The 19505-nt window shown below is 55.9% G+C and carries 16 protein-coding genes and 1 pseudogene; 12 read left to right on the forward strand and 5 right to left on the reverse strand.

The genetic code is table 11. From position 1 onward, the window contains the following. The 4 genes and pseudogenes from DWV16_RS19545 to DWV16_RS06475 form a co-directional block, all read left to right on the forward strand. Positions 1-688: pseudogene (locus DWV16_RS19545) on the forward strand (cobyric acid synthase CobQ); the annotation flags it as partial. After that, a complete protein-coding gene (locus tag DWV16_RS06465; protein ID WP_066460004.1) occupies positions 685-1209 on the forward strand; it encodes a cob(I)yrinic acid a,c-diamide adenosyltransferase in 525 nt (174 codons plus the stop codon). The pseudogene DWV16_RS19545 and the gene DWV16_RS06465, both read left to right, overlap by 4 nt. Before the next feature lie 8 nt (positions 1210-1217). Further along, complete coding sequence (locus DWV16_RS06470) at positions 1218-1853, forward strand: precorrin-8X methylmutase (RefSeq protein WP_118478329.1); 636 nt, start codon at positions 1218-1220, stop codon at positions 1851-1853. A 16-nt stretch (positions 1854-1869) separates the two neighbouring features. Further along, complete coding sequence (locus tag DWV16_RS06475) at positions 1870-2751, forward strand: MBL fold metallo-hydrolase (RefSeq protein ID WP_066460002.1); 882 nt, start codon at positions 1870-1872, stop codon at positions 2749-2751. Positions 2752-2801: 50 nt separating this feature from the next. Here the strand turns inward: DWV16_RS06475 and DWV16_RS06480 are convergent, their stop codons facing one another. From DWV16_RS06480 to dapF, 3 genes are all read right to left on the reverse strand, one after another. Next, complete coding sequence (locus DWV16_RS06480; RefSeq protein WP_118478331.1) at positions 2802-3203, reverse strand: PH domain-containing protein; 402 nt, start codon at positions 3201-3203, stop codon at positions 2802-2804. Between the two features lie 21 nt (positions 3204-3224). Further along, positions 3225-4421 (reverse strand): LL-diaminopimelate aminotransferase, encoded by a 1197-nt coding sequence (locus DWV16_RS06485; protein WP_118478333.1) that lies wholly within the window; start codon positions 4419-4421, stop codon positions 3225-3227. A gap of 74 nt (positions 4422-4495) precedes the next feature. Beyond that, positions 4496-5320, reverse strand: a complete 825-nt coding sequence (gene dapF / locus DWV16_RS06490; protein ID WP_243007278.1) for a diaminopimelate epimerase — start codon at positions 5318-5320, stop codon at positions 4496-4498. A 244-nt stretch (positions 5321-5564) separates the two neighbouring features. Between dapF and cimA the strand changes: the two genes are divergently transcribed. The 4 genes from cimA (at position 5565) to DWV16_RS06510 (ending at position 9661) form a co-directional block, all read left to right on the forward strand. Beyond that, positions 5565-7142 carry a citramalate synthase gene (gene cimA / locus DWV16_RS06495; RefSeq protein WP_066459999.1) on the forward strand — a complete coding sequence of 526 codons (1578 nt, stop codon included), beginning with the start codon at positions 5565-5567 and terminating at the stop codon, positions 7140-7142. A gap of 12 nt (positions 7143-7154) precedes the next feature. Next, positions 7155-7583 carry a hypothetical protein gene (locus DWV16_RS06500; RefSeq protein ID WP_066459998.1) on the forward strand — a complete coding sequence of 143 codons (429 nt, stop codon included), beginning with the start codon at positions 7155-7157 and terminating at the stop codon, positions 7581-7583. 140 nt (positions 7584-7723) lie between these two features. Beyond that, the gene (hflK, locus tag DWV16_RS06505) at positions 7724-8686 is read left to right on the forward strand and encodes an FtsH protease activity modulator HflK (RefSeq protein WP_066459997.1); all 963 of its coding nucleotides are present in this window, start codon (positions 7724-7726) and stop codon (positions 8684-8686) included. Positions 8687-8689: 3 nt separating this feature from the next. Then, positions 8690-9661, forward strand: a complete 972-nt coding sequence (locus DWV16_RS06510; protein WP_341472898.1) for a protease modulator HflC — start codon at positions 8690-8692, stop codon at positions 9659-9661. Between the two features lie 55 nt (positions 9662-9716). Here the strand turns inward: DWV16_RS06510 and DWV16_RS06515 are convergent, their stop codons facing one another. Both DWV16_RS06515 and DWV16_RS06520 read right to left on the reverse strand, forming a co-directional pair. Beyond that, a complete protein-coding gene (locus DWV16_RS06515) occupies positions 9717-11096 on the reverse strand; it encodes an NAD(P)/FAD-dependent oxidoreductase (RefSeq protein ID WP_118478337.1) in 1380 nt (459 codons plus the stop codon). Next, a complete protein-coding gene (locus DWV16_RS06520) occupies positions 11093-12313 on the reverse strand; it encodes a glycosyltransferase (RefSeq protein WP_066459995.1) in 1221 nt (406 codons plus the stop codon). Before DWV16_RS06520 ends, DWV16_RS06515 begins: the two co-directional genes overlap by 4 nt. 188 nt (positions 12314-12501) lie before the next feature. Between DWV16_RS06520 and DWV16_RS06525 the strand changes: the two genes are divergently transcribed. The 4 genes from DWV16_RS06525 (at position 12502) to DWV16_RS06540 (ending at position 19475) form a co-directional block, all read left to right on the forward strand. Then, the gene (locus DWV16_RS06525; protein WP_066460531.1) at positions 12502-13947 is read left to right on the forward strand and encodes a nicotinate phosphoribosyltransferase; all 1446 of its coding nucleotides are present in this window, start codon (positions 12502-12504) and stop codon (positions 13945-13947) included. Between the two features lie 272 nt (positions 13948-14219). Continuing rightward, positions 14220-15440 (forward strand): hypothetical protein, encoded by a 1221-nt coding sequence (locus DWV16_RS06530; RefSeq protein WP_147349438.1) that lies wholly within the window; start codon positions 14220-14222, stop codon positions 15438-15440. Between the two features lie 369 nt (positions 15441-15809). Then, positions 15810-17477 (forward strand): AMP-binding protein, encoded by a 1668-nt coding sequence (locus DWV16_RS06535; RefSeq protein WP_195276526.1) that lies wholly within the window; start codon positions 15810-15812, stop codon positions 17475-17477. A gap of 27 nt (positions 17478-17504) precedes the next feature. Next, positions 17505-19475 carry a PASTA domain-containing protein gene (locus DWV16_RS06540; protein ID WP_066459993.1) on the forward strand — a complete coding sequence of 657 codons (1971 nt, stop codon included), beginning with the start codon at positions 17505-17507 and terminating at the stop codon, positions 19473-19475. Positions 19476-19505 lie beyond the last annotated feature (30 nt).

Below are 19505 nucleotides of genomic sequence, written 5' to 3' on the forward strand. Positions count from 1 at the left end.
CGGGGTTTCCCTGCGGTATGTCAAGCGCGTCGGGGAACTGCGCAGTCCGGATCTCATCATCCTGCCGGGTACCAAGAACACGATGGAGGACCTGCTCTGGCTGCGCCAGAGCGGGCTTGAGGCTGCGATCCTCAAACATGCCGCGGCCGGCGGCGCGGTGCTTGGCGTCTGCGGCGGCTACCAGATGCTTGGGGAGGCCCTGCACGATCCGCATAATGTGGAACACGGGGGAAGCCTCAAAGGGATGGGGCTTTTGCCGGTTGTAACCGTATTCGCGCCGCAGAAGACCCGTACCCAGGTGGTAGGCAGCTTTGCGGGCAGGATCGGCGGGATACTTTCCGGGCTCTCAGGCGTGCCGGTGGCAGGGTACGAAATCCACATGGGCCAGACCCTGTCAAACGAGCCGCTCACCAAAATCCGCACGACCGGAGGCATCCCGCAAGTCCATGCGGACGGCGCGCAGCAGGGAAATATCTATGGTACTTATCTGCATGGCCTGTTTGATAAGCAGGAGCCGGCCAAAGCGCTGATCGTTTCGCTCTGCAAGGCGAAGGGGATTGCCTGGGAGAATATCGCGTCGGCCGATCTTGACGGGCGCCGCGAAGAGCAGTGCAATCTGCTTGCAAAAGGCGTGCGGGAATCGCTCGACATGGAAAAAATTTATCGGATTCTGGAGGAAGGCATATGAAAGGCCTCATTCATATCTACTGCGGCGACGGCAAGGGGAAGACCACCGCTGCGATTGGACTTGCGGCGCGTGCCGCGGGGAACGGCATGAAAGTTGCAATTTTACAGTTTCTCAAAGGGCAGGAAACGGGCGAGCTTTCTTCGCTCGCGCTGATTCCGGGCATCACGGTCATCCGCGGCAAGGCGAGTGAAAAGTTCACTTTCCAGATGGATGAACGGGAATTGCAGCAGACCTACGACCTTTGCACCAAGAACCTGCTCACCGCCCTCGAGTTGCTGCGCGCGGGGCAGTGTGACCTGCTCGTCCTCGATGAGATCCTCGGCGCGCTTTCCTGTGAATTGGTCGACGAGGATCTGTTGCGAAGCCTCATCGAGCAAAAACCGGAGCAGGCCGAACTGGTTCTGACCGGGCGCAATCCACCCGACTGGCTGCTCGAAAAGGCGGATTACGTGACCGAGATGGTCAAACGTAAGCATCCATATGACCGCGGCGTCCCGGCGCGGCGCGGGATTGAATTGTGAGGGACGGGATGAAAGTGGAGCAGCAAAACGTACTGCCCGCCGACATTGAGCGGCGCAGCATGGAAATGATCGGGGAGGAGCTTGCAGCGCGGGGCGTCATGCTCAGCCCGGAGCGGGAAGCGGTCGTCAAACGGGTGATCCATACGACCGCCGACTTCGATTATGCCGAAAATCTCACCTTCTCGCCCAGTGCGGTGGAAACTGCGCGCGCTGCGCTGCGTGCTGGCGCGTCGGTCGTAACCGATACCCAGATGGCAAAGGCCGGGATCAACAAAAAGAGCCTTGCGCGGTTCGGCGGCGCGGTGCACTGCTTTATGTCCGACGCGGACGTGGCCGCCGCCGCAAAGCAAAACGGGACAACCCGCGCGGTCGCGAGCATGGAGAAGGCCTGCGCGCTCACCGGTCCGCTCATTTTCGCAATCGGCAACGCGCCGACCGCCCTGATCAGGCTTTATGAGCTGATCGGGGAAGGAAGGCTTCATCCTGAGCTTGTGATCGGCGTGCCAGTCGGATTTGTCAACGTAGTGGAGAGCAAGGAACTGATCCTTGGAACCGGCACGCCGCATATCGTGGCGCGCGGGCGCAAAGGCGGCAGCAACGTAGCCGCCGCCATCGTGAACGCCCTGCTCTACGGGATCGAATAAGGAGGGGAAACAAAAAATGTACGAGCTGGTCAGGCTGACAGAACGAACCTTTTATATCGACTGCCCGGCAAAGATGGGGATTTATCTTCTGGATGATGCTGGCGCGCTGCTCATTGACAGCGGAAATGACAAGGAAGCGGGCAAAAAGGTGCTCAAGCTTCTCGATGCAAACGGCTGGAAACTTACAGCGATCCTCAATACCCATTCAAACGCCGACCATATCGGTGGGAACCGGCTGCTGCAGGACCGGCTCGGCGTGCCGGCCTATACCGCCGGGATGGAAGCCGCTTTCACAAAGTACCCGGTTTTGGAACCGTCTTTCCTCTACGGCGGCTATCCCTGCAAGGCGCTCCGCAACAAATTTCTGATGGCGCAGCCGAGCGATGCGCGCGAGATCGGAGAATGGAAACTTCCGGACGGGATGGAAATCCTGCCGCTGCCGGGGCATTTCTTTGCGATGTTCGGGATAAAGACGCCGGACGGCGTGTGGTTTCTGGCCGACTGCCTCTCCGGAGAGAATATCCTCGAAAAATATCACCTGGCCTTTCTCTACGATGTAAAAGCCTATCTGGATACGCTCGATAAGGTTGAAACACTGGAAGGAGACTGCTTTGTCCCGGCGCACGCGCCTGTGGTTACGGATATCCGTCCGCTGTGCGAAGCAAACCGCCGCAAGGTGCACGAAAATATAGATATGCTGCTTGCTATCTGCCGTGAACCGCTTTGCTTTGAGGAAATTCTCAAACGTGTATTTGACCACTATGCGCTCACGATGGATTTTAATCAATATGTCCTGGTTGGAAGCACGGTGCGTTCCTACCTTTCGTACCTTTGCGACGAACAGAACCTTGAAACGCAGTTTACAGAGAACCGCCTTCTCTGGCGCGCTGTGCGGTAAGATATCAAAAAGGCTCCCGCGATTTTCCGCAGGAGCCTTTTTGATTGTATTTACAGAATGACGCTGTCAGCGCTGTCGTCGCCGTCAAAGTCGTGATCGCAGGTGTCGAGCACCTCGCCGACGCGCAGCTTACGGGCGATCTTCATCTCCTCGACCTGTTTGTGGATCAGTTCCTTAACCTCGCGGGGCCGCTTGATGTTTTTGAGCTCCAGGACAGGCAGGCTCTTGTCGGAGGACTGCAGCGTGACGGTGCCGACCCCGAAGATCCGCTGCCAAAGCGAGATGGAAAGGCTGATGTCCCGTACCCGGTAGAGGATGACCTCCTCCATTTTGATATTGAGAAGGCCGGTTTCCAAAAAGATCCGGTCGTCGGACATGGCGTACTTGGTAAAGGTGATGGGCATGCCCAGGATGCGTTTGCAATCCTTCCACAGGTAGTGCAGCTCGTCCATGATAGGTCCTCCTTGTTGAATTTAGAACAATTTCTGAAACCGTTCCATCGCTTCGGCCGTGTTGTCACGGCCGCCGAATGCGGTGAGACGGAAATAGCCTTCTCCGTTCACGCCGAATCCTTCGCCGGGGGTGCCGACGACAGCGGCGTTTTCAAGCAGATAGTCGAAAAATTCCCAGGATTTCATCCCGTTTGGACACTCCATCCAGAGGTACGGCGAATGCACCCCGCCGAAGAACCGGATGCCTTTCCGGGTGAGCGTCTCGGCCATGATCTTTGCGTTCTGCTTGTAGTAGCCGATCGTTTCTTTGGCCTGCCGCATGCCTTCCTCGGTAAAGACCGCCGCCGCGCCGCGCTGCACGATGTACGGGACGCCGTTAAACTTGGTCGTCTGGCGGCGCAGCCACATCCGGTTGAGCGAAAGGACCCCGCCGTCCGCCGTCTTCGCGGTGAGCGCGTGAGGCACGACGGTGTAGCCGCAGCGGGTGCCGGTGAAGCCAGCGGTTTTCGAAAGCGAGCAGAGTTCGATCGCGCAGCTTTTCGCGCCTTCGATTTCATAGATGCTGCGCGGCAGGGCCGGATCGCTGATGAACGCCTCGTACGCCGCGTCGAATAAGATCACCGCTTCGTTGGCGAGCGCGTAGTCGACCCATCCTTTCAGTTGCTCCTTTGTGTAGACCGCGCCGGTCGGATTGTTCGGGGAGCAGAGGTAGATGAGGTCCACGTGAACAGATACGTCCGGCATCGGAAGAAAACCATTCTCCGCGTTCGCCGCGAGATAAATAATTTTGCGGCCGTTCATGAGGTTTGTGTCCACATAGACCGGATAAACCGGGTCGGGGATCAGTACGGTGTTGTCCGCGGCAAAAAGGTCGGTGAGATTTCCAAGATCGCTTTTCGCGCCGTCCGAGACGAAAATCTCGTCCGGTTCGAGCGCGGTGCCGACGTGGGCATAGTAGTCCCGAATCGCATCGCGCAGAAAGCCGTAGCCTTGTTCCGGGCCGTAGCCGTGGAAGGTGGCGGCCGATCCCATCTCGTCCACCGCGCCGCGCAGCGCTTCGATGACCCGCGGCATGAGCGGAAGGGTAACGTCGCCTATTCCGAGACGGATGATTTTCTTTTCCGGATGTGCCGCCGCGAACGCCGCGACCCGCTTGTTGATGTCCGAAAAGAGATAGCTGTCCTTAAGGTTTCGGTAATTTTCGTTGACGTGCGCCATAAATCGATCACTCCAATTATTTGTTGTCCAGCGATCTGCACGCCATTGTACAAACGCCATTAATACAGGCTGACTCAGCCAATCTCCACCACGCCGTCGAAGACGTGGGTAGCGGGGCCTTTCATCAGGATTTTATAGTCCTGAGAGCAGGTGATCTTGAGATCTCCGCCCAGAAGCCGGACGGTCACTTCAGTATCCGGATCGCAGTGCTCGTTGATCACCGCAGCCGCGACCGAAGCGCACGCGCCGGTGCCGCAGGCAAAGGTTTCTCCGCTGCCGCGTTCCCAAACGCGCATTTTAAGCGTCTGCCGGTCGACCAGCTCGATAAATTCGGTGTTGATCCGTTCCGGAAAATCCGCGTGGTTTTCAAAAAGCGGTCCGATCTCTTCGAGGTCGACGTTATCCACATCCTCGCAGAAGATGACCGCATGGGGGTTGCCCATCGATACGCAGGTCACAAGGTAAACCTCGCCGCGCACCAGCATTGGCTGGCTGATGAACTCGTCGTATTCCGTTTCGACCGGCACGTCTTTCGCACGAAAGGATGCCTTGCCCATATCGACCGCCACCGTTGAAACGCTGCCGTCTTCGACCGTGAGGTCGAGCGTCTTGATCCCGCTTCTGGTTTCGATTGTGAGGTACTTTTTTTCGGTCAGCCGTTTGTCATAGACAAACTTCCCGACACAGCGGATGCCGTTCCCGCACATGCTGCCCTCCGAGCCGTCCGCGTTGAACATACGCATTTCAAAATCGGCCCTGTCGGACGGGCAGATGAGGATCAGCCCGTCGGAACCGACGCCGAAATGACGGTCGCTCACGATCCGGGAGATTTCCTCCGGGTTTCTGAGCTTCTGTTCCAGACAGTTGACATAGACGTAATCGTTGCCCAGCCCGTGCATTTTGGTAAAGTGTAGCTTCAACTTGGTTCCTCCGTTTCAATCTGAAAAAGGTCAAGCGGCAACCCCATTGTTGCTGTACTTCATATTCGTCTTTTAGTTTAGCGCAAAACTTCATCCTTGTAAAGTGCAAGGCGCTAAAAACTTGCGGGAAATGCCGGAATTCGGGCGTTTTACGCGGACTTGTGAAAGCGGCGGGTTTGTGTTACAATCTTAATATTGCCGGAAGGAATGTGGCGGTGATAATATGAAACGGATTGAGATTTTCGATTCGACCCTGCGGGACGGCGCGCAAGGTGAAAGCGTCTCCTATTCGGTCGAGGACAAACTGAATATTGTGCGCTCTCTCGATAAGCTTGGGATCGACTATATCGAGGCCGGAAACCCGTTCAGCAACCCCAAGGATGCGGAATTCTTTGAGCGGGTGAAGGGAATTTCCCTTTCCCATGCGCGGATTGTGGCGTTCGGCTCGACCCGCCGCAGGGGCGTTCCGGTGACGGAGGATAAAAACTGCGCGGCGCTTCTGCGGGCGGGGACTGGCTGTGTGTCGGTGTTCGGCAAATCCTCCGACTGGCAGGTTCGCGAGGTTCTTGGCACCACGCCGGAGGAAAACCTGCGGATGATCTTCGATACGGTGGATTTTTTCGTAAGGGCGGGCAAACGCGTCTTTTTCGACGGCGAACACTTTTTCGACGGTTACAAGCAGAATCCGTATTACGCGGTGGAAACGCTGGAGGCGGCAGAGAAGGCAGGCGCCTGCAAGCTGGTACTTTGCGATACGAACGGCGGCTGTTTTCCGGATGAAATCGCGGCGGTCACCGCGGAAATGGAAAAGCGGTTCCCGGGAAAGATTGGCATCCACTGCCACAACGACACCGGCTGCGCGGTCGCGGCGACAATCGCGGCGGTGAAAGCGGGCGCGGACCATGTGCAGGGGACCTATATCGGCATTGGGGAGCGCTGCGGCAATGCGAACCTTGCGGCTGCAATCGCAAATTTGCAGCTTAAGCTCGGCTACCTGTGCATTCCGCCCGACCGGGTTTCACGGCTGACAAAGACCGCACGGTACATATCGGAGGTTTCAAACGTGCGGCTTCCGCATTCGATGCCGTATGTCGGAAAGAGCGCCTTTGCGCATAAGGGCGGCATGCACGTGGACGGGGTGATGAAAAATTCTGCCGCGTTCGAGCATATCAACCCGGAATCGGTCGGCAACCGGCGGCAGATCCTGCTTTCGGAGGTTTCCGGCCGCACGGCGCTGATGAGCAAGGTCGCCGAGTTCGTTCCAAACCTGCGCAAAGATTCGCCCGAACTGCAAAAGCTTGTGGACAAGCTCAAGGCGCTCGAATACGAGGGCTACCAGTTTGAAGCGGCAACCGCCAGCTTTGAAATGGTGGTGCTCAAGGAGCTTGGATATTTTAAGCCGTTCTTCGAGCTGGAACTCTTCCGGATCATCGGGGAACAGGACGCGGCCGACCGGCATATGGCTTCCGCAATGGTGAAGCTGCGGGTGGGCGACCGGTACGAGATCACCGCCGACGAGGGAGACGGACCGGTCCATGCGCTTGACCGCGCGCTGCGTAAGGCGCTGGAGGTTTTTTATCCGGGCCTTTCGGGTGTGCGGCTGATCGACTATAAGGTTCGCGTCATGGATACCGGCAAAGCGACTGCCGCGCTGGTGCGGGTTCTGATCGAAACGAGCGATGGGGAGAACATCTGGACAACCGTTGGCGTTTCAACCGATATCATCAACGCGTCCATCCACGCGCTGGTTGATTCGATGGAATATAAACTCTACCGGGATTCAATGGCAAACAATGAATAGGGGGATTTTGGAATGAAAAACTGGGATATGTTCAAATGGAGAAGGGTTTCGGTCTACTGTCTTTATATCGCGTGTGCGTTTATGATTTCCTGCGCGATCGCAACCCGCTTTTCCAAGCTTTTGGAGAATATCCTGCTCGGCGCGGGTATCGTCATGGTCTGCGCCTTTTTGTATATCAATCTGATGTACTGGCGCTGCCCCTCCTGCGGGCACCGGTTTGCGATGCGTAAGGGATCGATGGATGAAATCAGCCAGTGCCCTTACTGCTTTAAGCGCCTGCGTGAAAAGACCCCGCAGGAAATTGCTGATGAAGAGGCGCGCGCCAAGGCAAAAGCACAGGCAAAAGCCAAGGCCGAGCAGGAAGCGCTTGCCGCGGCTCAGCAGCAGAATGTTTCGGAACAGCCGGAAGATACCGGATCGGAGAAAACGCCCGCGCAATAAGCGCGGGCGTTTTCTCTTTGTAAAAAGTGTATGAATTCATGTGAATAATATGTGAATATTATGGCGATTCTTGTCGGAATATGATATACTACTTGTTACTTCCCTAACGAGCTTGAGATAAAAGAAGGAGGATTCCCGGCATGCCAAAAGAAAAGGGCACATTCCTATCCCTGGTCCCCAAAATTGTCATTGCGCTTGTGATTGTCGCGGTGCTGGCTTTTAATGCGGTCTACAGCATCAACGAACAGGAGCAGGCGGTAGTGACTACCTTCGGCACCCCGACGACTGTGAGTTCGCCAGGCCTGCATTACAAGATCCCGTTTTTGCAGCAGGTGACCAAAGTTTCCACCGTGATCAACGGTTTCCCAATTGGCTATAAACTCGACACAAAAGAGCCGATCGAGGCCGAATCACTGATGATCACTTCGGATTACAATTTCGTCAACGTAGATTTCTTCGTGGAATATAAGGTGTCCGATCCGATCAAGTTCCTGTATGCTTCGCAGGACCCGGTGCTGATCCTCAAAACGCTTGCGCAGAGCTATATCCGCGACACGATCGGCCTTTATCCGGTCGACAGCGTCATCACGACCGGAAAGAATGAAATCCAGGCTGAGATCAAGGAGAAACTGATTGAACGCCTGGAAAAGGAGGATCTCGGCGTGATGCTGGTGAATATCACCATCCAGGACGCCGAACCGCCGACGACCGAAGTGCTCGAAGCCTTCAAGGCGGTGGAAACTGCCAAACAGTCGAAGGAAACCTCCATCAATAACGCCAACAAATATAAGAGCGAGCAGGAGCCCGCCGCGGTCGCGAAGGTGGATGAGATTCTGAAAAAGGCGGAAGCCACCAAACAGGCGCGTATCAATGAGGCGGAAGGTCAGGTCGCGCGCTTCAACGCGATGTATGAGGAGTACACCAAAAACCCGCTGATCACCAAACAGAGGATGTTCTATGAGGCAATGGAGGAGATCCTGCCGGGTCTCAAGATCATCATCGACGACGGCGCGGGCGGCGTGAATAAGCTGCTGCCGCTTGAACCGTTTGCATCGGGCGGGAACGCATCGCCCGCCGCGGGCAGTTCGGAAGGAGGGGAATAAAAGATGAACAACAATTTTTATCAGAATAGCCCCTTTGGGCAGGGCGGCCCGCAGGTCGATCCGAAAACCGTCGACGCGATGAAAGAAATGGGCGGCAAGGTCAAAAAGGTGATGGGGCGCCTGCTGAAGGTACTGATCGTACTTGTCATCCTGTTTATCCTGATCTTCAACGTGCTGGTCGTCACCCGGACCAATGAATACAGCATCATCCAGCAGTTCGGCAAGATTGTCGCGGTGCGCGATACAGCCGGTCCAAGTCTCAAGGCGCCGTTTATCCAGACGGTTAAATCGATCCCCAAGACGGTGCTGCTTTATGACCTGCCGATTTCGGATGTCATCACCAAAGATAAAAAAACCATGGTGGCCGACAGCTTTGTGCTGTGGAAGGTGTCCGATCCGACCAAGTTCATCCAGACGCTCAACGGCAACGTCACCAACGCGGAGGCGCGTATCAGCACGATCGTCTATAACTCGATGAAGAACGTCATCTCGAGCCTGTCGCAGGCCGAGATCATCTCCGGCCGCGACGAGCTGGCCGGCGCGATCTTTGCAAATATCGGAAGCAGCCTCGATCAGTACGGTGTGACCCTCGTCGCGGTCGAGACCAAGCACCTCGACCTGCCGGACGACAACAAGAACGCCGTCTATGAGCGCATGATCTCCGAGCGCAACAATATTGCCGCTTCCTATCAGGCGGAAGGTGAATCGGAGGCGAAAAAGATCCGCACCGAAACCGACAAAACCATCTCGATCAAGGTTTCCGAAGCGCAGGCAAACGCGGAAAAAGTGATCGCGGAAGGCGAGGCGGAATACATGCGGATTCTTTCCGAAGCCTATGCCGATGCCGACCGGGCCGGTTTCTATTCGTTCGTCCGTTCGCTTGACGCGGCAAAAGCTTCCCTGAAGGGTGAGGACAACACCTTGATCCTGTCGAAAGATTCCCCGATCGCACAGATTTTCTACAACGCGGAATAACCGGAACATAGCAAAGCAGCCGTCCTTCCGGACGGCTGCTTTTTCAGTACATGGTTTATTTTTTGCGGGTGAGCAGGTCCGCCACATAAAGCCCATTGGCCGCCGCCTGCGAAAGCGAACGGGTGAAGCCCGCGCCGTCGCCGACCGCGTAGATGCCCGGACAGCCCTCGATCTCAAATTCATCGCATTTCGGGCGCGCGGAATAATATTTGCATTCGATGCCGTAAAGCAGCGTATCGTAATTGGCGGTGCCGGGAGAAACCTGGTCGAGCGCCTGGAGCGTCTCAATGATGTTGTCGAGCTGACGCTTGGGCATACAGAGGCTCAGGTCGCCGGGGACAGCGGACAAGGTCGGCCGGACGGTGCCCTGCCGGAGGCGTTTTTCATCGGTGCGCCGGCCGTTCATCAGGTCGCCCAGCCGCTGTACCAGCACGCTGCCGCCGCTGATGAGGTTCGCAAGGCTTGCCACATACCTGGCGTATTCGATCGGCTCTTTGAATGGCTGGGTGAAGTTGGTGGTCGAAAGCAGCGCGAAGTTGCTGTTCTGGGTTTTGCGGCTTTCGTCGCGGTAGCTGTGGCCATTGACAGTAAGTACGCCGTTGGTGTTTTCGGTGACCACCTGGCCGCGGTCGTTGAAGCAGAACATGCGGGTGGTGTCCCCGTAACGTTTGGAACGGTACCAGATTTTCGGTTCGTAAATCTTTTTGGAGAAGTCCTCCCAGACGATCGACGGCAGCTCGACCCGCACGCCGATATCGACCTGGTTATTGTGCAGCGGCACATTGTTTTTTTCGCACCAGTCGGAAAAAAACATGCTTCCGGCGCGCCCGACCGCGAAGATGATCCGGTCGGCGGTGAGGGCGTGCTCGCCGTCGGCATCCTGCACCGTGAGGGTGCGGGATGCCCGTTCGACATTCGACACATTGGTCTTGGTGTGGATTTCAACCCGCCCCTCGAGCGAATTGATGAGATGCATCATCGTGTCGAAATTGGAGTCGGTTCCCAGATGCTTGAGCTGTGCCTGCGCCATATGCAGGTCGTAGCCGATGCAGAGCTTTTTGAGGTCATTGTTGGGCTGGAAGCGTTCGGTGGTTGCGCCGAAGTTCACAAGGATTTTGTCCGCCTGTTCGATATAATCGATGACCGTTTCATCCGGCAAAAACTCGGTAAGCCAGCCGCCGTATTCGGTGCTGATGACATATTTGCCGTCGGAAAAGGCACCGGCGCCGGCCAGCCCTTCCATGATAGCGCAGGATTTGCATTTGATGCAGGTTTTCACCTGTTTGGTGATGATTGGGCAGATGCGTTTTCCGAGCGGATTTCCTTTTTCGAACAGGACGATCGAAAGGGAGGGGTCGTTTTCACTCAGGCGGTAAGCCGCCATCAGCCCGCCGATCCCGCCGCCGATAATTGCAATGTCATAATGGTTTTTCATTGTTTGCGCTCCCTTCGCAGATGCAGATTCATTCTAAAATGCAGATGCCGTTTTTTCTCTCGCAGCGCCTTATTATAGACATTCAGAACATATTGCGCCAGGTTGACCGCGCCGCTGTTTTCCACCGATTGGCGCACGGACAGGCGGAGCTTGTCCAGTTCATCCTGGGGCATTTTGCGCAGCAGATGGATCTTCCCGGACATCTCCTGCGCGTCCTGAAAGATGAAGCCGTTGATCCCGTCGACTACCTGGCCTTCGTTGAGCGGATCGACGATCTGCAAAACGGGCAGGCCGGTGGCCATGCCTTCCAGCATCGAAATGGAATTTGTGTCCGAAGTGGAAGCGGTAATGTAAAAGTCGCAGGAGGCATAATAGGGCGGGATCTCCTCGTGCAGCACCTTGCCCGCAAAGGTCACCATATCCGCGATGCCGAGTTCGCGCGCCTGCTGTTCGAGCTCCTCCTTGCAGGGACCGTCCCCAATGACGAGCAGCTTGATGTCCTCCTCGGGACGGATAGCCTCTTTCCAGTAATCGAGCAGCACATCCACGCTTTTTTCGCGCCCGAGCCGCCCGACAAACACGCCGATCATCGTATTTTCCCCGTAGCCGAACTTTTGCCGGAAAGCGGCCTTCTTATCTTCATCGATATTGTCGATGCTGAACGCATCGAGATCGACCGGGTTGGGGATCACGTTGACCGGCTTATAGACGCCGGTCTTGCGAAAATATTCTTCACATTTGCGCGAAGGGCCGGTGATCTCTTGGGCGGAGCGGGCAAACATCTTGGTGTACTGATGGGAGAACTTTTTGGTCATGGGTACAAGCGGCCGCGGCGCGACATAATAGATGTATTCGTCATACATTGTGTGCAGGGTGTAAACAAGCGCGATCCCCAGGACTTTGGCAATCATCATGCCGGAAAGCCCGATGCCAAACTCCTGGTGCACATGGATGACGTCGGGCTTGAATTTGCTGATGTATTTGAGCCGGGTGGTGGAAAGCGGCATCGCGATGCCGTAGCCGTAAAAACGCTGGGAGGTGTGCGCGGGGCAATGCAGGATGCCGTTCGAGATGTAATGTCTGCGCGCGGAAGCATCGGCCGTGACGATCAGGACCTCATGGCCGAGCTGCTCCAGCCCGTCTTTGAGGGACTTGACGTGAGTCACAACACCGTTGATATGAGGCAGGTAAGTTTCTGTAAATAATGCGATGCGCATCGACAACGCTCCTGTCTTTTTTGAGTAAATTATACATATTTTAGTATAACACAAATGCTGGATAAATCAAGCAAACCGAAGTGTGCAAAGGAAATCATACAAAAACCGATTGCCATTCTTGTCAGAATGGTGTAAACTAAGGATAAAATTCCCTAGGAACGTTTAACGAGGTGACAAGAATGATCCCAATGGATATGAAACGGAACCTGACCATGCTGACCGACTTTTATGAGATTACCATGTCAAACGGATATTTTGAATACGGATTCGAGGACAAAATCGCCGTTTTTGATATGTTCTTCCGTAAAATCCCGGACGACGGCGGATTTGCGCTGTTTGCCGGGCTCGAGCAGCTGATTGATTATCTGAAAGGGCTGAAATTCACAGAGGAGGATATTGCCTATCTGCGGGAAAAAGGCCAGTTCAGTGAAAAGTTTCTCGATTATCTTGCCCATTTTCAGTTTCAATGCGATATCTGGTCAGTGCGGGAAGGCACGCCGGTCTTTCCGAACGAGCCGGTCGTGGTTGTCTGCGGCCCGATCATCCAGGCGCAGCTCATCGAGACGATGGTGCTTTTGACCGTGAATTTCCAGTCGCTCGTAGCCACAAAAGCCAACCGGATTGTGCGCGCCGCCGAAGGCCGTCCGATTTCTGAATTCGGCTCCCGCCGCGCGCAAAGCTACGACGCGGCCATCCTTGGCGCGCGAGCGGCTTATATCGGCGGCTGCGCCGCGACAGCCTGTGTGATTGCGGATCGCGACCACAATATCCCGGCGGTCGGAACGATGGCCCACAGCTGGGTGCAGGTGTTCGACAGCGAATATGAGGCGTTTAAGAAATACGCCGAACTGTATCCGGACAATTCCGTTTTCCTGGTGGATACCTACAATGTCATCAAATCCGGCGTCCCGAATACCATTCGGGTCGCCGAAGAGGTGCTCGCGCCGCTCGGCTGCCGTCCAAAGGCCATCCGCATCGACAGCGGCGACATCGCCTATCTTTCGAAAAAAGCGCGCCAGATGCTGGATGACGCGGGTTATCCCGACTGTAAGATCATGGCTTCCAATTCGCTTGATGAATACATCATCCGCGACCTGATCATCCAGGGCGCTCAGCTCGATATGTTCGGTGTGGGCGAGAACCTCATCACCAGCAAGTCCGATCCGGTATTCGGCGGTGTCTATAAACTGGCCGCGGTCGAACAGGACGGCGTATTTGTGCCGAAGATCAAGGTCAGCGAGAGCATCGAAAAGATCACGGTACCCTGCTTCAAGGACCTCTACCGTTTTTATAACCGGGAAACCGGACAGGCCATCGCCGACTATGTGACGGTGCGGGGAGAAAAAGTGGACGATTCGATGCCGATCACCATTTTCGATCCGGTCGCAACCTGGAAGAAAAAGGTGATCACCAACTATCGCGCGGAAAGCCTTCTGGTACAGGTTTTTGACAAAGGCAGATGCGTTTATACGCCGCGTCCGCTCGAAGAGATCAAGAAATACTGTGCCGAACAGGTGGCGCGCCTTTGGGAAGAGGTCCGGCGTTTTGAGCATCCGCACCGCTACTATGTGGATCTGTCCGACCGGCTGTGGAATGAGCGCAACGATTTGTTGGAACGGATCAACCTTGATTAATAACGAATAGAAAGCCCCCGGATCTTCAAGATCCGGGGGCTTTCTATGTAAAGGACGGGAGTGTATCCCTTCCTTACAGGGTAGGCTGCCCACGCAGAAAGCGTGTTATTCAATCATCGGCAGAACCCTGCCGCATATAGTATGACACTTGCACTATAGTATATACGTCGTTGGAACTATAGGGAATTGTCCAATTATTTACAATTTGTTATACTGAAATTTACAAAAAATATGTCGAATCCTATCGAAAACAGACCGGGAGGAAGATGCGCGTGAGAAGATGGAAAGCTGCGGCCCTGGGTGGAATACTGGCTGCGTCCTGCCTGTGCACACAGGTTTTTGCACAGACCTATACGGATGAATGCGCCGCGTCTGCTTCAGACAGCATCTGCGTTTATCAGAATTTCTCAAAACGGATCGAAGATTTCGGTTCGTTCAGCGGGTGGGCGAATTGTCCCGACCAATCGGTTCTTTCCATGTCTGGAACCGAAGCGCAGGCGGTTTACCAGGTTGTCGGAGCGCAGGAGGTGCGGGTGGAAATCTGTTCCGCGAACGGCAGCTTTGCCGTACCCGGTTCAGCAGGGGCGTATTGGCTGGGACTTTACCATACGGATTCGGTAAGCGGCGCAAAACGCTGCTTTTATGACAGCGGGAAGGATGAGGTATTCATCAATACCTCCGGCGGCGTCAGAAGTCTGCGGGTTACAATGGATGGGTATGCTTTCCTGCCGGATTCCCGTCCCTTGGAAACGGCGGGTTTCTATGGGCTGAACATATCTTCTTCAGTGGATGGCGGGAGCTTCGGGGCGCTTTCACCACGGCTTTCCGATGCGCGCAGGCAATCCGGAGGTCCATACCATTGGGAGGCATATACGGCGAAAGTTCCAGCCGGCGCGGGCTGGATCAAGGTTCGTCTGGCCAGAAACCGGATCTTTCGCGGGGATGGCCGCATGCCCGATTTCCCAGCCACTGAAAACGAATTTTTTCTGGCGCGGGTGATTTTTACAGGTCCCGCCTTAATCCTCGGATCGGGTGGGGATTCGTCTTCGAGTACGCCGGACAGTTCCAGCACGCCGGACTCTTCTTCACAGGATTCGAGCAGTTCGGAAATTTCGAGCGGTTCCAAAAAGAAATTCTCCTCGGAAGAGGATGAGGAGTCTTCTTCCTCTGAAGGGCAGTACGGCGTCCCGAATAAAAGCGGCTGGTCAAATCGGTCTGGAGGGCAAGAGGGACCTTCGATCGGCGGGACTCTGCCGACACAGATTGTCGGTTCAGCCAAACATGAACAGACCCTCTATGACGACGCGGTTGTGGAACCGGCGGATGAGGAGGACGGGAGGGGCCCGATTACGATTCACACCAGTCTGCGCGGGAATGCACAAAATGAAAACGGAGCCGCGCACAGATCCGAGGCCGCCTGGACGGCGGCGATCGCGGCAGTGGTCGGAGCGGCCGCTGTGGCAGCCCGGCGGTTTAAAAACCGCCGAAGATAAATCGTTTCAGGCGCGTCCGCCCAGAAGGGTCGGGCGCGCCTCCTTTTTGCCGTAACCGCCCAAGCCAAGATAAAAAAGTTGAACCGCCGTATTGTTTTATGGTATAATAGCCGCAGAGCGGCTATTATATCGACTTATGGCCAGGCAGATGCGCCGGCTCTGCCGGTTTTCTGCCGCAGCCAATCGGTCCAAAGCCGATTGTGGCCGCCGAAGGACGGCCAAACGTTTTGCTTTATGGCGGCGGCGCACGGCGCATGTTGCTTTATCGCCTGAAAGCCGGCTGGAGGCTCTTTTTGGGTACGGCTTGTTGCATGCGGGCGGATCAGCAAACTTCAAGAAAGAAAAGGACGAATTTGGGAGGACGGTAAGGTGAACGAATTAATGTCGATTACGGTTGGGAATCTGCTCGAGCAGGTTGCCGACCGGTATCCGGACGACCAGGCGGTGAAATATACCGACCGGCCGTTCGACATGACCTGGCGTGAATTTGATGATGAGGTTAACCGGATTGCCAAGGGCTTTCTGGCATTGGGGATTGGAAAAGGCGATCATGTGGCGATCTGGGCGACCAATGTGCCCGAATGGCTGCTGACGCTGTTTGCCTCGGCCAAGATTGGTGCGGTGCTCGTGACGGTCAACACGAACTACAAGGTGTTCGAGCTTGAGTACCTTTTGCGCCAGTCGGATTCGAAAGCGCTGGTCATGATCCGCAATTTTAAAGAGAATAATTACGTTGACACGATCAATGAGCTGTGTCCCACCTTAAAGGACGCAAAGCCCGGCGATTTCTCCGATCCGAAGCTGCCGTTTCTCAAGGATATCATCTTCGTGGGAGAGGATACCCCGGCTGGGATGATCGCCTGGAACGACCTGCATGAATTGGGCAAGTCGGTGCCGGAGGAAAGCTTCCGTGCGATCTTCGACAGCATCGATCCGCACGATGTGACCAATATGCAGTACACCTCGGGTACCACTGGATTCCCAAAAGGGGTCATGCTGACCCATTATAACATTGTCAACAACGGCAAATCGATCGGGGACTGCATGAAATTTACCCACGACGACAAGCTCTGTATCTGCGTGCCGTTTTTCCACTGCTTCGGGCTGGTGCTCGCGGTCATGGCGAGCCTGACCCACGCGACCGCGATGGTGCCGATCCCGTATTACCGCCCGACAGCGGTCATGCAGGCGCTCCAGAATGAACAGTGCACCGCGGTGCACGGCGTGCCGACCATGTTCATCGCCATGCTCGAGCACCCGACCTTCCACGACTACAAATTCCCGCGGCTGCGCACCGGCATCATGGCGGGCTCGCCTTGCCCGATCAAGGTGATGCAGCTGGTCGTCGACAAGATGGGGATGCGGGAGATCACGATTACATACGGCCAGACCGAGGCCTCTCCGGCAACCACCATGACCACCACGGAGGACAGCCTTGAACTGCGGGTTACTACCGTGGGCAAATCGATGCCGTTCGTCGAGACGAAGATTGTCGACCCGGAGACGGGCGAAACGCTTCCGCCAAACACCCCGGGTGAATTCTGCGCGCGTGGCTACAACATTATGAAGGGCTACTATAAGATGGAGGAGGCCACCCGCCAGGCGATCGATGCGGACGGCTGGCTGCATTCAGGCGACCTTGCGATGGTGGATGAGAATGGCTATTATAAGATCACCGGCCGCATCAAGGATATGATCATCCGCGGCGGCGAAAATATCTATCCCAAGGAGATTGAAGAGTTCCTCTATACCCATCCCGAGGTGCGGGACGTGCAGGTCATCGGCGTGCCGGATAAACAGTACGGTGAAGAGGTCTGTGCCTGCATCATTCCGCGCGCATGGGAGGACTGTACCAGCGTCGAAGCGATCCAGGAAGCAGTGCGCGCCAATATGGCGCGGCATAAAGTGCCGAAATATGTGCTCTTTATGGACAGTTTTCCAATGACCGCAAGCGGAAAAATCCAGAAGTTCAAGCTGCGCGAATATGCGACCGAAAAGCTCGGGCTTCAGGACGACGCGGCGATTGAGACCGCGTAACCAAACCGATTGGAGTGTTGTGCCAGTATGGCAGTCAATGAACACAAGCTTTGTATGGGCTGTATGTCCCCGCTTTTTGAGGAGGGGGAGCCCTGCCGCGCCTGCGGTTATGACGGCGCGGCGGAACCAGACCTGAATTATCTTCCGCCGCGGTCCCGTATTGGCGGCGGGAGATACCTTGTGGGAAAACGTTATGCCAGCGACCCAGAAGGCGTATGGTATGTCGGATATGACTGCGAGGAGGAGATGCGGGTCTGGCTGCGCGAATATGCGCCGCACAGCATCACCCGCCGTGACCATGAGACCTTTGCGGTACAGCCGCTCGCCAGTTCGGAGGCGCAGTACAAGGCGCTGATGTCCGATTTTGAGGATTTGTGCCGTTCGGTGATGAATCTTTCACCCGGTGAAAAGGTCACGCCGCTCATCGATCTGTGCTATGAGAACAACACCATCTACGCGGTCTACCGCTATATCAAGACCATCACCCTCGAATCTTTCCTGGAGCGCAGCGGCGGAAAGCTCAGCTGGCGGCATACGAAAAAGCTGCTGATGCCGCTCTACCATACGGTGGAAAACGTCCATAAAGCGGGGCTCATTCATCGCGGCCTCTCCCCAAAGACCATCCAGCTCGACCAGTCGGGCGCGCTGTGGCTCAGCTGTTTTTCAGTGGCGGCCGCGCGCACCAACAAAAGCGAGCTCGGCGCACAGCTCTTTGCGGGTTACTCCGCGCCGGAGCAGTATTCGCTGAACAGCTGGCAGGGCACTTGGACCGACGTCTATGCGCTCGGCGCGATCACCTATCGCACGTTGACCGGCGAGATTCCGCCCGCTGCGATTGACCGCATCTATGGGGATGACCTGCTCGACAGCCAGGTGATCGGCCCTCAGATGACCGAGAGCGCTGTCAACGCGATCAACCATGCGCTGGCGGTTGAGATTGAGGACCGCACCCAGACGGCAGAAGCATTTATCGCGGAGCTGCTCGCGACCGACGGCTCAAATACGGCGGTGTATACGGCTCCGGTTCCGCGCAGAAGCTACGAAACGCCGGAGGACAGCCTTTACCGGCAGGAGCTGCGTCAGACGGTGGCCGAACAGGAACGCCGGGCGAATCTCCCGCCGCATACCGACGGTCGGTTTGCCACAAGTATTGACCTGGTGCCGCCGAAGCCGCCCGTAAATTCCAGGCAGGTCCGCGGCGGCGCGGGCGCGGTGGGGCCGGTGGATGAACGAAAGACAGTGAAGCGCCGCAGACGGCAGAAAAAGTCGCATCCGGTGCTGGCGTGGCTTTTGTCCGCGCTGGTTGCGACCGCCGCGCTTGCCGGTGCGATGTATTACATCTCCACGACCTATCTTGGCGACCTGCTCACGCCGGGCAGCTCACAGAGCTCCTCCAGCCAGAACGCCTCCGCCATGGCGGGCGTGGACTTCTCGGAGGATGAGGAAATCGATGAAACCGTCGTACCAAAATTTGTGGGCATCACAGCGGACACAATCGACTACAATAAGGTGCCGATTGAAATCGAAGAAAAATTTAATGACGATTATGAACGGGGCGTTGTGTTCGAGCAGCAGCCGGTGGAAGGCACGCCGCTCGACGATATCTCAAAGATCACCCTGTTCGTTTCCAAGGGTGTAGAAAAGGTCGAGATGCCCGAGGTGGTCGATCTGACGGTCGAGGAGGCAATGGGCCTGTTGCAGGGACTTGGGATCAACTATGACGTGATTGATGTCTTCAACAAGGATTACGAGCCGGGCATCGTGGCCCGGACCGATACCGAACCGGGCACCGAGCTTGATAAGAATAAGAGCCGGGTGATCCTTTATACCCGGATGATGCCGGAATCGAGTGAAGAAGACGAGGAAGATGAGGATGAAGAAGAATCCTCATCCAAAAAATCCTCCAAGAAATCTTCCTCCTCTAAAAAATCTTCCTCTTCCAAGAAATCCAGCTCCTCGAAGAGCTCTTCGAGCAGGCTTATCAATTCCAAGGATTAAGAAACCGAGAAATAATGGCCGGAATCGGCA

It is taken from the genome of Anaerotruncus sp. AF02-27 (assembly GCF_003465835.1).
In the GTDB taxonomy this organism is placed as follows: Bacteria; Bacillota; Clostridia; order Oscillospirales; family Ruminococcaceae; genus Anaerotruncus; species Anaerotruncus rubiinfantis.

Coding starts and splice junctions, on each gene's coding strand:
- DWV16_RS06465 (WP_066460004.1), top strand. CDS start 685: ATGAAAGGCCTCATTCATATCTACTGCGGCGACGGCAAGGGGAAGACC.
- DWV16_RS06470 (WP_118478329.1), top strand. CDS start 1,218: ATGAAAGTGGAGCAGCAAAACGTACTGCCCGCCGACATTGAGCGGCGC.
- DWV16_RS06475 (WP_066460002.1), top strand. CDS start 1,870: ATGTACGAGCTGGTCAGGCTGACAGAACGAACCTTTTATATCGACTGC.
- DWV16_RS06480 (WP_118478331.1), bottom strand. CDS start 3,203: ATGGACGAGCTGCACTACCTGTGGAAGGATTGCAAACGCATCCTGGGC.
- DWV16_RS06485 (WP_118478333.1), bottom strand. CDS start 4,421: ATGGCGCACGTCAACGAAAATTACCGAAACCTTAAGGACAGCTATCTC.
- dapF (WP_243007278.1), bottom strand. CDS start 5,320: ATGCACGGGCTGGGCAACGATTACGTCTATGTCAACTGTCTGGAACAG.
- cimA (WP_066459999.1), top strand. CDS start 5,565: ATGAAACGGATTGAGATTTTCGATTCGACCCTGCGGGACGGCGCGCAA.
- DWV16_RS06500 (WP_066459998.1), top strand. CDS start 7,155: ATGAAAAACTGGGATATGTTCAAATGGAGAAGGGTTTCGGTCTACTGT.
- hflK (WP_066459997.1), top strand. CDS start 7,724: ATGCCAAAAGAAAAGGGCACATTCCTATCCCTGGTCCCCAAAATTGTC.
- DWV16_RS06510 (WP_341472898.1), top strand. CDS start 8,690: ATGAACAACAATTTTTATCAGAATAGCCCCTTTGGGCAGGGCGGCCCG.
- DWV16_RS06515 (WP_118478337.1), bottom strand. CDS start 11,096: ATGAAAAACCATTATGACATTGCAATTATCGGCGGCGGGATCGGCGGG.
- DWV16_RS06520 (WP_066459995.1), bottom strand. CDS start 12,313: ATGCGCATCGCATTATTTACAGAAACTTACCTGCCTCATATCAACGGT.
- DWV16_RS06525 (WP_066460531.1), top strand. CDS start 12,502: ATGGATATGAAACGGAACCTGACCATGCTGACCGACTTTTATGAGATT.
- DWV16_RS06540 (WP_066459993.1), top strand. CDS start 17,505: ATGGCAGTCAATGAACACAAGCTTTGTATGGGCTGTATGTCCCCGCTT.